Here is a 13,770-nt window from a genome sequence, read left to right as displayed (position 1 = left end):
ATACCAAACCGTGGCGTATGGCTCGCCGCATGTGTCGTATTCAGAATGGTGGAGGCGCGGTCCATAGTTTTGATTAGAGTAATTAAAAAACCAAAATAACGCGAACAGGGAGAATTTAAATGCCTATAAAACCACCTTTCACGGAGCTAGACATCCGAAAGTCGGCCTCCGGATTTTACGAAGGTCACAGTCTCGAAATTGCCCTCCTCAGCAAGGGCATCATGGTTGCGCTTGTAATCTGGGCACTTGTCTGGCCAGCAAACGCAAACGGAGTTCTCGGAAGCCTGAACTGGCGACTGCTCGAAGATTTTAACACGTTCTACATAATTATCGTGGGCTTCTTTGCCTTCTTCCTTTTAGTGGTAGCAATCCTGCCGCAAACCGGAAAAAGGATTATGGGAACGCCGGGAGAGGCGCCAGAGTTTTCAAATTTCTCATGGTTTTCGATGATGTTTGGCGCCGGCCTTGGTGTCGGCCTAATGGTCTTTGCAACGGCTGAGCCTTTGGGGCTTTGGGGTTCCAACCCACTGACCGTGTCTGGTCAGATTGTCGGGAATACAGAAGAGGCGTTGCAATCCGGATATCGGTATACGTTCCTTCACTATGGTTTTCATGCCTGGGCAATCTATGTCGTCACTGGCCTTTCGCTGGCTTACTACGCCTATACACGCAATATGCCACTGACCATTCGTTCCGCTCTGACGCCACTTTTCGGAAAGTATGTGAATGGAGTATTCGGACATGTTGTTGATGTCTTGGGTGTTGTTGCAACAATCTTAGGCGTGTCCGTAACGATCGGTTTTGGGGTCAGCCAGTTTATCGACGGCATGTACGCCATCACAGGTATGGACTGGATGATGGATATGACAGGCGACGCACCGAAACCCGGCACTGTTGGCCTGATCTCGGGCTTGGTCGTTATTATGGGCCTTTCGATTATTTCAGCAGTCTCGGGCGTTGGACGAGGTGTTAAATACCTTTCGAACCTCAATCTGGTTCTGTCCATCATTCTTCTGCTTACCTTTGTGATCTTCGGGTCGTTCCTTTTTGCAATGACCACTTACGCCACTGCATTTGTTGACTATATCATCCACTTCTTCTCGCTAAGTTTTGGCGCATACGGTCCACAATCTGCAGACGTGTTTGCGGCTGCTTTGCCTGAAGCCGCCAAGCCACTGGCTGGCGATCTGATGGGTGGTGCAACGAACGCTTGGGGTAGTTTCGATGGCTTCAAATCCGGTTTGGAAGGCGCAGCCGCAGAACTGCCTGAAGAAACGCTTGCAGCGGTTTATGAAGCTGGAAATGCCGGGCGTCAGTTTGGCTGGCAAGCTGGTTGGACAACCTTCTACTGGGCGTGGTGGATTGCGTTTTCGCCTTTTGTTGGCTTGTTCCTTGCACGTATTTCCAAGGGGCGCAGCGTGCGTGAGTTCATCATCGGTTGTGTCTTTGCGCCTGCGATGGTTTGTTTTGCCTGGATGACTATTCTTGGCGGCACGGCGATTGACCTGGAACTTACAGGCGGGGCTGAAGGCGCTATCGTTGGCGCATCAAACACCGCGAAGCTGTTCGTAACACTGGGCGAAATGATCTCGGGCGGGTTCCTGTCAGGTATAACCATTATGTGCGTTATTCTGATTATGACCTTCTTGGTAACGTCGGCAGACTCTGGCATTCTTGTTATCAACACCATCATGTCTGGCGGCGAACAGCAAACCGGGATCAAGCACCGTATCGTTTGGGGTATTCTGCTTACTCTGGTTATAGGAACGCTTCTGGTTGCGGGTAAAACCAACGGGGGCGCGGACCCGATGGAAGCTTTGAAAAGCGCGATGATCATCGGCGCGCTTCCATTTACAATGGTTATGGGTCTGATGTGTGTGTCCCTTGTCAAAGCGCTCTATCGCGATGGCATACGGGATGCGCATAGTCGTTCAGTGGCGGCGGCCGCTGCCGAGTAGCCAAAACCAAAAACGAGTGGCGCCAGAGATTGGCGCCACTTCCATCTAGTCCCCACGTCAACCAGTCGGCTACTCAGACGGGTGGGATCAGGACAAAGTTTCCTACATGTTTCTTTTCAAGGAATTCAGCCTGCGCTTTGGCAATCTGATCAAGCGGGAATGTCTTTGCAACAAGAGGGCGGATTTCACCGCGTTCGATGTAGGAAATGAGATTGGGAAATACCGGCTCGTCCCAGGCGGTACAGCCAATCAGGGTTAAATCTTTCAGGTAAAAGGTGCGCATATCAAGCTCGACCAGCGGGCCACCGATTGCGCCGGAAGAGACATAGATCCCTCCGCGTTTAAGAACGTCCAGCATCACCCCAAAACCAGATCCTGCAACGTTGTCAACAACGACATCAATGCTGTCTTTACCGAGCTCCGATACAATATCGGAACCCCGTTCCAGAACCTGATCAGCACCTATTGAGCGAACCTGATCAATCTTGGATTTACCCGCAATGCCAATCACGCGCGCGCCACGGCGTTTGGCAAGCTGAACCGCTGCTGAACCCACGCCGCCTGATGCACCGGCAATCAATACCCGCATTCCTTTGGCAACGCCCGCACGGTGCAACATGTTTTCAGCAGTACCGTAAGCGCAGGGTATGGTCGCAAGTTCTGCGTCTGTCCAATCGCAATCAACAGCAAAAACCTCGGCCGCAGGGACCTTGACGTATTGCGCGAATGCACCGTCAAAATCTGATGCCATCCAGATATTTTCCATCGAACTGAAACCCTGCGGCCTAATACAAGCGCGCACCAAAACACGCGATCCAATACTGCTTTCGTCGCCCCCGGGCGCAACAGCAACAATCCGGCCACAACAGTCTGTACCTTGGATGAAGGGGAAGGGGGTCGCCTCATTCCAGCCGCCGTCTACCTTTTCTGCAGGGTCTTCTTCGGCTGATCTGGCTGCGTCTTCTGTTCCGGTTGCAACAGAGGAAGAGTACCAGCCAAGGCGGGTGTTGATTTCGGTGTTGTTAACACCTGCAGCGAGCACCTTGAGCAAAACCTCACCCGGTTCAAGCGAAGGAACCGGCACCTCACCGTAAACAAGTTTGTCATACCCACCATTCCCCGTCGTGACGACGGCCAACATTGTCGAAGAGCAATGGGTTGTGTCAAATCGGTCTTTGATCGGTATGTTCACAGTCAGATCTTTCGCTTTTTCCAGATTTAGATGGTTATCGATCTGACCTGTCACAAACAACCTTTTTCACCTTGCTGAAAAAGCTGTGCCATTTGCCGAAGCCTGGGGCAATAATGCTGATCTGAGTTGAATAATACCACATGCTGCAACGAATATCGCAACTGCCATTGTGACCCAAGAACCGGCGGTGGTTGTTATAAAAATTCCACAGAGTGAAAGAGTAACCGTGGCGATCACCCAAAGTGCATCCCCCATCACGAAATACATCACAACTGCTTTTTTTGGCTCTGCCTGACGCGCAACGAAGACCAAATGAACCGAATTCAGGAACAGTCCCATACCTAAGACACGAACAAGCCACACAGGGGGATCACCGAGGAACATGGCCGTTGCCGGGCCGGTAAAAACGAATATCATTCCAAAGATAACGCAGGATAAGGCATTTGCGAGCAGGGCTGCTTTCAACATTGTTGTCTTCCTTTAATCTTGTTAACCTATTTGACAACTAAGGAGGGGGAAATATATTGTCAACCTATTTGACAACATCGCCGCGAGGAGGCTATTCGCTTATCGATAGCCGCACGCTAAAATTGGTCCGCCAGATGGATCTTTTTAAGGAAAAGATCGTTCGTTCGCTAACCACACAGTTGCACAAAGAAAAATTTGAAGGGCTGACGCCTAAGCAGCTTGTCTTTATGGGAGAGCTGGATTGCGGGGCAAATCATGCGTCCGAACTTGCCCGGCGCTTGGGAATTACCCGACAAGCAGTTCACAAAACCGTTCAGGAATTGCAGCGTTTAGGTTGGCTGGATGTTGTGCCTCATCCAGAATACGGCAATCAAAAAGTTATCGAGTTTACTATTGAAGGTGAGCGCATGATGTCACGCGCTCGCGCACACTTTGCAACGATTGACACCATCCTGTGCAATCGATTTGGGGAAGCCGCGCTCGACACACTTGAAGAGATTTTAACTTCGCCCGCGATAGAAGACATAGTAGCAGAATAGGTTCCATGCCCGAACTGCAATGCTACTAGATCGGCAACTAAATTTCTGCCTAATAAAGGACCCCTGCAAAACCTTTGCAGGGGGGAATCTTTTTCGACAGCGGTTCAGATATCTTCAACCTGAACAATTTGTTATTCGGATTTTCCACCCATCATCGCTGCAATACGTTCGTTGCTCATTTTCACGATCTTGCCGGTTTCAGCGGTGTATTGCTCAATCGCCTTTTTCATAAACCCCGTCTGAATCTCCTGCAATTTTGCCGGTTCTTTGCAAGACAAGATTTCTTGCTGAGTTTTCACATCTTCCTTGATGCGGTCAGCCAGAAACTGAAATAGTTCGCTGCCAATCTCGCCCATCGTTTCTAACATTTCTGTCCCCATCCAGGGGTTAGAGCCGAAGCCTTGAGGCTGAAAACTCGCCATGGCCTTCATGAAGGCTGCTGTGGGGTCATCAGAAGTTACTTTGGATTTGGGTTTGTCGGCCATAAGAAATTCCTTTGGTAAGATATCTGCATACAAATGCAAAATATCACAAAAGAGCAGAAGTTTCCTTGATTCCTGTCAAAAGGTACAATCCATTCTGACAAAACTAGATGTTATAGCTTAGTCAACCGAACCGTGAACCGCAAAGCTTTCAAGCGCCGCCGATTGCGCCTCAATATAGCGAAACTGTTCGTGAACACCGACTTCAGTCAGACTCCGCGAAACCACAAGAAGCGTGTTGTCAGCCTGGTCCTCGCACATGTCCCGCATATGACGGAGCTCTTCTTCTACCACCGGACGGGCCGCTTCAACGTCGGGAGCGCCGTAATCTGCAACAAATTTTTCTGCAAGCATCTCTGTCAATACGGTCAGTTCATGTTCCGTAATGGGCGTCACGGCAACAAAGGTTGCGCGCCCCCAGCTTTCAAGACTGAGCCAGCCGTTTGAAAAGGCCTGTCGTGCTTTGCCTTTCAATTCTTCCTCTGTCCAATTCGAAAACTCAAATGCGCCAGAAATGGCCCATTCACCCATCTCTGCGGCGTGTTCAAAGACATTGCCGTCTGAATCGTCCAGGCGAATTGTTCTCGCAAGTTTCATCACTCTTCCTGACATTCATAAAGCGGGATGATCCGTGTTCCATTTTCATCCCGAAGCAGCATATTGCCAAATTCGTCGAGGCCCATAAAGGTTCCCTTTGCTGGCGATTCAATCTGCTGACCAAGGGTGTCGCATTTCCCGCTCCAGCCGCGGTGAAGTGGTTCCAAACCTTCTTCCATAAATTGATGCAGCCAGACAAGCATATGTCGCGACCAGCTTTCGATCAGCCGAGGTGCCGTGATGTTGGTGCAGCCCTCATCATAAAGCGTGGTTTCATCCGGGGTCACACCGGGCTCAAGTGCCGCGACCGGAACAATTGGTACGTCAACAGCCATGACCAGCCAATCCGGTTCTTCATCGGCAGTGCGGGTCGGGGCGGCATAGCGCAGATGCCCGCATTTTGCGCCGTTCACCTTGATGCGGTCAGGCCAGATAAAATGTACAGCGACTTCGGGGGGGGCGAGGGCCCCGAGACTATCGGCAAAGCCAAGCTGCACCGCATAGACTGCCCCCATCGCCTTTTGTAGTGGCATTTCCGGGGCAAGTACCAAAGCAACACGAAAATTTGCAACATCTTCCGACCAGAACACAAGGCCCGGGTCGACCCCCTGCATCGCACTGGCCGTTGCCTTCAGAAAAGGGTCTGTGTGGGCCGGAACACTTTCCCCACGCAAAAGTGGCGGAAAGGTGGGTTGGGTATCAAGAATGCCGCTCATTCAAACAACCCGGCCGCGTCCAGCACATCGACCAGATCAAAGAAGGCTTTAGCCTGCGGGCTGTCGGGTTTGGTCACAACCAGCGGGGCGCCGCCGTCGCTCGCGATACGGATATCCAGATCAAGTGGGATTTCGCCCAGAAAAGGCAGGCCAAGCTTTTCCGCCTCGGCGCGTGCGCCGCCATGGCCAAAGGGATGGTGAACCTTTCCGCATTCATCACAGACAAAAGATGCCATGTTTTCGATCAGCCCATAGATCGGAACGTTCATGCGCTTAAACATGTCTATGCCTTTGCGCGCGTCCAAAAGCGCGATGTCCTGCGGGGTGGACACGACAATTGCCCCAGCCACATCAACCTTTTGGCTAAGGGTCATCTGCACATCACCCGTTCCGGGAGGCAGATCAACGATCAAAACATCGAGCTTGCCCCATTGCACCTGACCCAGCATTTGTTGCAACGCACCCATCAGCATAGGTCCGCGCCAGACGATTGCTTCGTCCTCAGCCGTCATCAAGCCCAGTGACATCAGCGTTACCCCATGATTGCGCAGCGGCAAAATGGTTGTGCCATCAGGGCTGGAAGGACGTCCTGACACCCCCAACATGCGCGGTTGGCTTGGCCCGTAAACGTCGGCGTCAAGCAGGCCGACCCGTCTGCCCTTGGCCGCCATGGCCACAGCAAGGTTTGACGCGACGGTGGATTTACCCACACCTCCTTTGCCCGAAGCAATTGCAATGATCTTTTTAACACCATCGGGTAGTTTAGCCGCAGGAGGTTCAGTTGATTCCTGCTGATGTGGCGCTGCAGCCCGCAAATTTGGAATTGGCGGCGCACTGGGGCCGGGGGCAGCACTGCCTTCAGCGGCATGCGCGGTCATGATGACCTTCACCGTTTCCACACTGTCCATCGCCTCTACAGCCTTCTGTGCTGCAGCACGCAGCGGCTCCATCGCGCTACCACGGGCGGGGTCAACTTCAAGTATGAAGGAAACCTTCCCCGCGTTCACTGATAGGTTTTTTATCTGATCTGATTTTACGATGTCCTGTCCCTTGGAAGGGTCGATCACCCCCGACAGAACCACCAGAACATCTGCCTCTGTGATAACGCTCATGCATCGCCTTTCAACTGGATTGTGCCGTCAACTTTATGCGTCAGACCAACTTCATCAATCGTGAGGGTAACCTTCACGGCGAGCGAATCCGATTTCAGCGTTCCATTCGCCACCGCGGCGCGCACAGCCTCTTCGATCTTTTGCTGAGAGGTCACGCCAACTGTTTTCAGAAACTTCCGCATCGACAAATTAAAGCTCTCGTCGTTCATTTTATTCTCCCCAATTATCCTAATCCCCGGTCCTTGCGCATACTTGTGCTGAATTGTCATGCAACACATTTTGATCGGACCGTGCAGCGATCTTTTGTACATCAGGTAGGAGGGCAAAATGGAAGTCAAGCGATCGACCACAGCAAACGCAGCTTTTATTTCTCTGCTGTTTGAAAACGTTCGTTTGAGCGGTGCTCGTTATTTTAGCAACAAGCCACCATCAACAACCAAATCGATACCGGTGATATAGGACGCGCCGTCAGAAAGTAGAAACACCGCAGCAGTTGCGAGCTCTTGTGGCGCACCAATACGGCCAAGGGGAACAAACTTTCCCACATCTGAGATTTTTTCAGGCGTATCCCAACGCGCTTGCAATGGGGTTTGTGTCAAGCCGGGATAGATTGCGTTTGAACGAATGCTGTCTGCCGCAAGCTGCATCGCCAATGATCGGGAAAGCGCGCCCACGCCAGCCTTGGCCGTAGAATAAGCATCCTGTGGAAGCGGATCACCACGCAAGCATTGTGTCGAAGAGAAATGCACCATCGCGCCGCCTTTTCCTTTTCGCATATGCGGAACAACAGCGCGCGCGGTATTGACCATGGATTTCAGATTGATATCAAATACCTGATCCCAAACATCCATATCTATATCGAGCAATGACGCATCGCGGTCGAACCACAGCACCCCCGCCACATTCGCAAGATAATCGATCCGCCCGAACCGTTTAGCACCTTCATCAATTGTTGCGGTTACAAACTCTGGCTCTGTCAGGTCGCCTTGCGCGTAGAACCGTTGTTCGGGATTTCCAGCAAGATTGTCTGGTTCGGGTTTTACGTCGATCATGATGACAGACCCGCCAGCTTTAAGGATCAGGTTCGCGATCTCCAAACCCATACCGCCACCAGCACCGGTCACCACAGCGACGCGATTTGAAAAATCAAAAGTGATCATTTGCCTCTCCCTTGGTCGGTTTCATTTGGTCACTTTTTCTAGAAATTTCAAAGCTGAAAACCTGACTTGATACCGAGCAACTGTAACGACGAAGTCGACCGGTTTGAAAGCGTCATCGGGCTGTGCGTCCAGCTAACCCCTTAAATCGTGATACAATCTTGGCAGTAGTATCAAGAGTTCTATCAAATTGATCTGGCAAACTTGGGTTAACGACAGGAGGATGAAACAATGATCATGCGTATTTTCCAGGTTACAACGCACCCGGCTAAAGAGGCTGAATTCAGTACGTTTTTCCATGAAACCGCGATTCCGCTAATGACAAGCACCAAGGGGATCGTTTCTGTCTTACCCGGTGCACCACGCGAAAACAGCCCGAACGAGTTTTGCTTTGTCATGGTGTGGAAGGATATTGAATCGCTAAAGGCGTTTGTCGGTGAAGACTATGAAAACCCACACATTCACCCCGACGAAGCAAAGCTCGTGCTGTCTCGTACGATCAAGCACTACGATCTCGTTGAAGGGTGAGCGGCGCGCCGTAAGTCACCAGGAAAAAGACGGCTGGCAAGGCCCGGGTAAGATTGCTGTCAAGGAATTGTGAAAGCACAATCAGACGAAATATCTTCGTGAAGTACCTATGCATGCGGTAAGCTGGCGGCCTCGCTGCCAAAACCAATTGTTGGTTGCAAACAGGCATCTTCGTCTCACACTAACAAAGACAAGGGATTAGAAATGATAAATTGCAGAATGACCTTATCCGCTGGAATTGTATTTCTGGCAAGCATGTCAGCGTCGATGGCTGCAGATCACTCTATGGGCTTTTTCGTGACCAGTGTCGGAATGGGTGATGGCGCAAATCTGGGTGGGCTGGAAGGCGCCGATGCACATTGTGACACGCTCGCTACTGCGGCGGGATCGACCGGGCGCATCTGGCATGCCTACCTCAGCACGCAAGAGGAAGGTAAGCGCGGCGTTTCTGCGCGGTACCGCATAGGGCAGGGGCCTTGGTACAATGCGCTTGGAGAACTGATTGCAAGTGACCTTGATGAATTGCACCTGAACCCGAACATCATCAAGCGTACTGCGGTCGATGAAAATGGAAATCGCGTGAAAGGCGTAGGTGACCAGCCTAATGAGCACGATATCCTGACAGGTTCGATGGCCGATGGAATGGCCTATTTTCCGTGGGATACTGATGATCACACATGCAGCAACTGGACAAGTTCGGGCGAAGGCAGCGCAAACGTCGGCCACCATGATCGCCACGGAGGCGGAAACACATCCTGGAATGCGGCCCACGGATCAAGGGGCTGTTCGCAAGAGAACCTGCAAAGCTCAGGCGGCGCTGGTTTGCTCTATTGCTTTGCGATCGACTGAGTGCGTTAGCCGTCGTTAAAAAAGCAATACTCAGGATTAGTCGTCGCTGGTCCGGGTCTTTGGCACCTCGCCTAATTTAAACGGTGAGGTGGCAGAATGATACTGTGCGCGAATACGACAATCATCGCACATCTGAACCAGTTTGGTGTTGTCCGAATTGGTAAACATCCAGTGCTTGCCAGACAGCTTTTCAACGATTGCCTCGATGGTCGAGCGCACGCCGAACGGTTTGCCGCACTCGATACATTCAAACGGGTCTTCGCTATGCAAAACACGTGCTGAAAGTGCCTCTTTTGATAGATCAAGTTGGGGTTGCAGCGTGATCACGTTTTCGGGACAGGTGTTTTCACAGATGCCACACTGAAGGCATGCCGTTTCGCGAAAGTTCACTTCCGGGCGGTCCGGGTTATCTCCAAGTGCGCCGACGGGACACAGGGAGACACAGGCAAGGCACAAGGTGCAGGCGTCAGTATTTATTGCGATTGCACCATAAGGCGCCCCTTCCGGCAGCGGGAAAGGCGGACGTTCGCCATTGCTTAGTGCGCCAGCGGCAAGCCGGGTCACATCACGCCGACCACCTATTGGAAGAATGGGGGTAATTTCCAGCGCGGGCAGGACTGCACCATAAAGCGCTTCTTCTAACGTGTCCGGATCGCGTGGTTCAATGATGCGTATCCGGTTTTGTTCATGGCCGGTGCCAATAACAATTGCGTCCGCCAATTCTGTTTGCGGGGCCAGCGCGCTTAGATCCGTTTTAGGACCTGACAAAATAAGGACTTCTGAAAATCCGGCACCCAGGGAAGCCACACATTCCGCGTGGCCAATCCCTTCCACATTTGCAACTTCAACGGGGATGACATCACTTGGTAGTCCTTTCCCGAAACGTGCCGAAAGCGCAATCAGCTCAGACCCAAATTCCAGATCATGGAACAAGGCACGAGGCGCTTCGCCGCCAGCTGATTTAAATGTACTGGCCAGCGTTCTTAGCCGGGAAAACAAAAACGCCACAGGCGGGGCGTCGTAAGATGCCGCGCCAGAAGGGCAAACCGCAGCACATGCCCCACAACCCGCGCAGATATCTGCATCAATTTCAACGGTATCACCGTTTGAAACAATGGCCCCCGTCGGGCAGACGTCCAGGCATTTGTTGCACCCAGTTTGTGACGCACGCGAATGGGCGCACAGGTTGGCGTCATACCGCACAAAAAGCGGCTTCTCAAAAGTGCCGGTCATTTGCGCTGCATCAAATATCACCCGCTCAAGCGCAATAGTGTCTGAAGGGGCTGCACGCAGGTAGCCATCTCGCTTATCGGGGGCTGAAAACAGTGCTGGCTGACCCGTCAAATCAAGCAAAATATCGCAGGTCGATTTTGCCCCATCCTTAGGCTTTGCAAATTCCAACCCCCCCCGACCAACAGGAGACAGGGGCGCATAACCATCTACGATTACATTGAAATTTCCAAGGGTGCCACGCACCTCCCGAAGGCGGCCGAGCGCAACGTCAAACTGACTGTCCGGCACAACATCACCCGGGTGATCACCCAGCAGGCAGGTGACGGCCAGGTCCTCCGACAGTCGCCGTGCTGCGGGCAAAGCAACAGCGCTATCACCGATAATCAGGCAAGTTCCGTTCGAAACAACGTCTTTAACCGGAGTTGCCGGGTGATCCAGTAATCCTTCTGCCAGAAGCGCCGCTTGCTTAGGAGTTGCCGATTCATCGGCTGTCCACCCCGCACGGTCGCGAATATCGACTGTCAGTAGTTCGGCGCCACCTTCGGATTGTTCCGCGATCTCATCTGCAATTTCGGCAAAGAGGTGCGCCTGCTGGGCGCAGGCAATAAGAACCGGTTCATTTCCGGATAACGCCTTAACCGCAACGTCCAAATCACCCATGCAAAGAGCAGTGGTTTGCTTGACGGTTTCCGCACCAATCGCGTTTTTCAACGTCTCGGGATCCAGATGCATCGTCGCCTCGCAGCTGCAAACCAGCAAGTGTTTCACTTTGGCCAATGTGCGGTCCCCCAGATGAAGTGACCTACAGAGGCGCAAATTGGCGCGCGCCTGTCAAGCTGCCCCATTTTCAAATTTGATTGTTCTCTTTCAGTGTTTTCGGGTTAGGATTTTACCTATGAGCAAATTTTATACAAATATGCCTGCCAACGCTGGGAAATTAAAAAGATGACGGAGCGCACAAAAAACTGGACAGCCTCGATGTCAGTTGGCGTCGTGATCCGACGTACACCTGGTGTCACCAAATGGGTGAAATGGCATACGGTGCCGGTCGCTGTCCTGCCAGGCGCAGAACCCGCAGACTGGAAAGAGCTTCGGCGCGAAGGTGAGGCGGTTGAGTATCACGCCGCGACCGTGCCCGTGGAATTGCACCGTGCCGAGGTCGAGGCGTATCTTGTAAGCCTGAACATGACGCCATCTTCTGTTTTTGTAATTTTGGACAGGGACGACGAGAATGAAATTGGCGGAGGTTACAGGGTAACCAAAGTTACCGCCTCTGCATACGAAGCACAGGATTTTCTGGATAGCGGTGAATCTTTGGTCGAGAGCGTCCCAATGCCACCCGTGCTAGCTGCATGGATCGACGAATTTATCAGGGAACACTACGAGGAAGAGGCCTTTGTCAAACGTCGCCGTGACAAAAAGAGGATCGACCTGAAGGAAGACGGCGTAGGCGATCCGCGTGTCGCGCAAGAGGCGGATGTCTACCGCGCACCAGCTTCGCTCAAGAAACGCTGGACAAACTGATGGGCAAAGATAGTGAAGACGGGTTTGTTGGTCGCTGGGCCCGTCGCAAAGAAGCAGCACGAAACGAAACCCCAGAGCCCATCAAGGAGCCTGACCAAACAAAGGTTGAGGCACTCGAAAATCTTGAAGCGATGCCAGAAGCCGAAGCGCTTCAGAAGCTAGGATTGCCAGACCCTGATACATTGTCGCTTGGGGACGATTTCAAACAGTTTCTAGACAAATCGGTTCCACAAAAAATTAAACGCCGCGCAATGCGGCGCCTTTGGACAAGCAACCCGGTTCTGGCCAATCTCGACGGGCTGAATGACTATGAAGAAGATTTCACCAACGCTGCGACAGATGCAGTCAATCTGGTAACAAGCTACGTGGTTGGTGAAGGCTTCGTCCCGCGTGTGAAACCTTCGGAAGCTGAAGACGAAGAAAGCGCTGTTCAAGAAGAAACACACGACGGTGAGATTGAGGTTCAAGGCAATCCGGATACCGAAATGACAATGGCAGAAAAAACTGATGCGTATCCACAGACTGACCCTGGCCGAGAGGAACCCAGTTATTCGACACCAGACTTGTCCGAAGATGAAGTCACAATACCGGACGAAAATACCGAAATATCACAGACATTTGTACGCCGCCGTATGCAGTTTACCATCGGTGATTCTTAATATCCTGTAATCGTTGATTTTTAGCCTGTGGATATCTTAAAAATTGTTTTGCCAAAACCCATGTTTGCGCGCTAGGGTACTCGGCATATGGAACCGCAAGACCAAATAGACTCGGCATCGGCCGATTCTGGGGGCGCAATAAGTATCGAAACAGAAGATCGTCTTCGCGCTGATCTTTATAGTTTACTGGCTCTACTTTTAGCCAAGCCACCTGGACCGGACGTGCTGACCAAGCTGCAAGAATTCACCGGCGAAAGCACGGATATTGGTTCTGGTGTAAAGACGCTTGCAAAATTGGCTGGAAAAATTTCTCCAAAAGCGTGCGAAAAAGAATTCAACGCACTGTTCATTGGGCTTGGCCGTGGCGAACTTTTACCATACGCCAGTTTTTACATGACCGGTTTTCTGAACGAAAAACCGCTTGCCCGGTTGCGGCAGGATATGCGTGCCTTTGGAATATCACGCGCTGAAGATGTCTTTGAGCCAGAAGACAACATTGCATCGCTTTGTGAAATGATGGCTGGATTGATCCAGGGCAGCTTCCTGCGCCCTGTCAGCCTGCAAGAGCAGCGCGATTTTTTCCGTATACATATCGGCCCTTGGGCGGGTCATTTTTTCAGCGACCTCGAGGCAGCAAAGAACTCTGTGTTCTATGCTCCGGTTGGGACAATCGGGCGAGCCTTTATGCAGATCGAAAGCGAGGCATTCAGACTTGATGAATAAGCGAATTTCATTCGCGTGATGGAGGAGGAAAGA

16 protein-coding genes are annotated in these 13,770 nt (G+C 51.9%); 7 read left to right on the top strand and 9 right to left on the bottom strand.

The genetic code is table 11. The features are described 5' to 3' along the window. The first annotated feature begins 119 nt into the window (after window positions 1-119). The gene (locus tag MWU63_RS18445) at window positions 120-1,958 is read left to right on the top strand and encodes a BCCT family transporter (protein ID WP_247079327.1); all 1,839 of its coding nucleotides are present in this window, start codon (window positions 120-122) and stop codon (window positions 1,956-1,958) included. Window positions 1,959-2,031: 73 nt separating this feature from the next. Here the strand turns inward: MWU63_RS18445 and MWU63_RS18440 are convergent, their stop codons facing one another. Together MWU63_RS18440 and MWU63_RS18435 are read right to left on the bottom strand one after the other, a co-directional pair. Next, window positions 2,032-3,204, bottom strand: coding sequence for an alcohol dehydrogenase family protein (locus tag MWU63_RS18440; RefSeq protein ID WP_348646252.1), 1,173 nt, complete (start codon window positions 3,202-3,204; stop codon window positions 2,032-2,034). Between the two features lie 12 nt (window positions 3,205-3,216). Next, window positions 3,217-3,618 carry a hypothetical protein gene (locus MWU63_RS18435; RefSeq protein WP_247079325.1) on the bottom strand — a complete coding sequence of 134 codons (402 nt, stop codon included), beginning with the start codon at window positions 3,616-3,618 and terminating at the stop codon, window positions 3,217-3,219. A gap of 56 nt (window positions 3,619-3,674) precedes the next feature. Here MWU63_RS18435 and MWU63_RS18430 point away from each other — a divergent pair, with 56 nt between their 5' ends. Beyond that, window positions 3,675-4,157 carry a MarR family winged helix-turn-helix transcriptional regulator gene (locus tag MWU63_RS18430; protein ID WP_247079323.1) on the top strand — a complete coding sequence of 161 codons (483 nt, stop codon included), beginning with the start codon at window positions 3,675-3,677 and terminating at the stop codon, window positions 4,155-4,157. A 131-nt stretch (window positions 4,158-4,288) separates the two neighbouring features. Here the strand turns inward: MWU63_RS18430 and MWU63_RS18425 are convergent, their stop codons facing one another. The 6 genes from MWU63_RS18425 to MWU63_RS18400 all read right to left on the bottom strand — a co-directional run bounded on the left by MWU63_RS18425 (window position 4,289) and on the right by MWU63_RS18400 (window position 8,224). Next, the gene (locus MWU63_RS18425; protein ID WP_247079321.1) at window positions 4,289-4,642 is read right to left on the bottom strand and encodes a phasin family protein; all 354 of its coding nucleotides are present in this window, start codon (window positions 4,640-4,642) and stop codon (window positions 4,289-4,291) included. 117 nt (window positions 4,643-4,759) lie between these two features. After that, window positions 4,760-5,236 carry a DUF6505 family protein gene (locus MWU63_RS18420; protein ID WP_247079319.1) on the bottom strand — a complete coding sequence of 159 codons (477 nt, stop codon included), beginning with the start codon at window positions 5,234-5,236 and terminating at the stop codon, window positions 4,760-4,762. Then, window positions 5,236-5,952 (bottom strand): biotin/lipoate--protein ligase family protein, encoded by a 717-nt coding sequence (locus MWU63_RS18415; RefSeq protein WP_247079317.1) that lies wholly within the window; start codon window positions 5,950-5,952, stop codon window positions 5,236-5,238. The genes MWU63_RS18420 and MWU63_RS18415 overlap by 1 nt, the downstream gene beginning before the upstream one ends. Then, entirely contained in the window at window positions 5,949-7,064 is a 1,116-nt protein-coding gene (locus MWU63_RS18410; RefSeq protein ID WP_247079314.1) for an Mrp/NBP35 family ATP-binding protein, read from the bottom strand. The genes MWU63_RS18415 and MWU63_RS18410 overlap by 4 nt, the downstream gene beginning before the upstream one ends. Further along, window positions 7,061-7,273, bottom strand: coding sequence for a DUF6494 family protein (locus tag MWU63_RS18405; protein ID WP_247079313.1), 213 nt, complete (start codon window positions 7,271-7,273; stop codon window positions 7,061-7,063). The genes MWU63_RS18410 and MWU63_RS18405 overlap by 4 nt, the downstream gene beginning before the upstream one ends. Before the next feature lie 198 nt (window positions 7,274-7,471). Continuing rightward, window positions 7,472-8,224: an SDR family oxidoreductase gene (locus MWU63_RS18400; protein WP_247079311.1), complete on the bottom strand. Its 753-nt coding sequence runs from the start codon at window positions 8,222-8,224 to the stop codon at window positions 7,472-7,474. A 228-nt stretch (window positions 8,225-8,452) separates the two neighbouring features. On the opposite strand from MWU63_RS18400, the gene MWU63_RS18395 reads away from it, so the two are divergent. Both MWU63_RS18395 and MWU63_RS18390 read left to right on the top strand, forming a co-directional pair. Continuing rightward, entirely contained in the window at window positions 8,453-8,749 is a 297-nt protein-coding gene (locus MWU63_RS18395; protein WP_247079309.1) for a hypothetical protein, read from the top strand. A 219-nt stretch (window positions 8,750-8,968) separates the two neighbouring features. Next, a complete protein-coding gene (locus tag MWU63_RS18390; RefSeq protein WP_247079307.1) occupies window positions 8,969-9,598 on the top strand; it encodes a hypothetical protein in 630 nt (209 codons plus the stop codon). Between the two features lie 36 nt (window positions 9,599-9,634). Here the strand turns inward: MWU63_RS18390 and MWU63_RS18385 are convergent, their stop codons facing one another. Continuing rightward, the gene (locus MWU63_RS18385; RefSeq protein WP_247079401.1) at window positions 9,635-11,599 is read right to left on the bottom strand and encodes a 4Fe-4S dicluster domain-containing protein; all 1,965 of its coding nucleotides are present in this window, start codon (window positions 11,597-11,599) and stop codon (window positions 9,635-9,637) included. A 177-nt stretch (window positions 11,600-11,776) separates the two neighbouring features. On the opposite strand from MWU63_RS18385, the gene MWU63_RS18380 reads away from it, so the two are divergent. The 3 genes from MWU63_RS18380 to MWU63_RS18370 all read left to right on the top strand — a co-directional run bounded on the left by MWU63_RS18380 (window position 11,777) and on the right by MWU63_RS18370 (window position 13,737). Beyond that, on the top strand, window positions 11,777-12,355 hold the full coding sequence (locus MWU63_RS18380; RefSeq protein WP_247079305.1) for a DUF3305 domain-containing protein: 579 nt from the start codon (window positions 11,777-11,779) through the stop codon (window positions 12,353-12,355). After that, window positions 12,355-13,014: a DUF3306 domain-containing protein gene (locus MWU63_RS18375; RefSeq protein ID WP_247079303.1), complete on the top strand. Its 660-nt coding sequence runs from the start codon at window positions 12,355-12,357 to the stop codon at window positions 13,012-13,014. Before MWU63_RS18380 ends, MWU63_RS18375 begins: the two co-directional genes overlap by 1 nt. An 87-nt stretch (window positions 13,015-13,101) precedes the next feature. Continuing rightward, the gene (locus MWU63_RS18370) at window positions 13,102-13,737 is read left to right on the top strand and encodes a molecular chaperone TorD family protein (RefSeq protein ID WP_247079301.1); all 636 of its coding nucleotides are present in this window, start codon (window positions 13,102-13,104) and stop codon (window positions 13,735-13,737) included. Window positions 13,738-13,770: the final 33 nt, after the last annotated feature.

The sequence above is a fragment of the Pseudohalocynthiibacter sp. F2068 genome (assembly GCF_023015645.1).
Lineage (GTDB): Bacteria > Pseudomonadota > Alphaproteobacteria > Rhodobacterales > Rhodobacteraceae > Pseudohalocynthiibacter > Pseudohalocynthiibacter aestuariivivens.
Note: the sequence above shows the minus strand (reverse complement) of the source record. Positions and strands in the feature narration are given on the sequence as shown.

Bases quoted from the DNA above. Each gene is read 5' to 3' on its own strand.
- MWU63_RS18435 (WP_247079325.1), bottom strand. From the start codon at position 3,618: ATGTTGAAAGCAGCCCTGCTCGCAAATGCCTTATCCTGCGTTATCTTT.
- MWU63_RS18410 (WP_247079314.1), bottom strand. From the start codon at position 7,064: ATGAGCGTTATCACAGAGGCAGATGTTCTGGTGGTTCTGTCGGGGGTG.
- MWU63_RS18400 (WP_247079311.1), bottom strand. From the start codon at position 8,224: ATGATCACTTTTGATTTTTCAAATCGCGTCGCTGTGGTGACCGGTGCT.
- MWU63_RS18445 (WP_247079327.1), top strand. From the start codon at position 120: ATGCCTATAAAACCACCTTTCACGGAGCTAGACATCCGAAAGTCGGCC.
- MWU63_RS18370 (WP_247079301.1), top strand. From the start codon at position 13,102: ATGGAACCGCAAGACCAAATAGACTCGGCATCGGCCGATTCTGGGGGC.
- MWU63_RS18380 (WP_247079305.1), top strand. From the start codon at position 11,777: ATGACGGAGCGCACAAAAAACTGGACAGCCTCGATGTCAGTTGGCGTC.
- MWU63_RS18420 (WP_247079319.1), bottom strand. From the start codon at position 5,236: ATGAAACTTGCGAGAACAATTCGCCTGGACGATTCAGACGGCAATGTC.
- MWU63_RS18405 (WP_247079313.1), bottom strand. From the start codon at position 7,273: ATGAACGACGAGAGCTTTAATTTGTCGATGCGGAAGTTTCTGAAAACA.
- MWU63_RS18375 (WP_247079303.1), top strand. From the start codon at position 12,355: ATGGGCAAAGATAGTGAAGACGGGTTTGTTGGTCGCTGGGCCCGTCGC.
- MWU63_RS18395 (WP_247079309.1), top strand. From the start codon at position 8,453: ATGATCATGCGTATTTTCCAGGTTACAACGCACCCGGCTAAAGAGGCT.
- MWU63_RS18415 (WP_247079317.1), bottom strand. From the start codon at position 5,952: ATGAGCGGCATTCTTGATACCCAACCCACCTTTCCGCCACTTTTGCGT.
- MWU63_RS18425 (WP_247079321.1), bottom strand. From the start codon at position 4,642: ATGGCCGACAAACCCAAATCCAAAGTAACTTCTGATGACCCCACAGCA.
- MWU63_RS18390 (WP_247079307.1), top strand. From the start codon at position 8,969: ATGACCTTATCCGCTGGAATTGTATTTCTGGCAAGCATGTCAGCGTCG.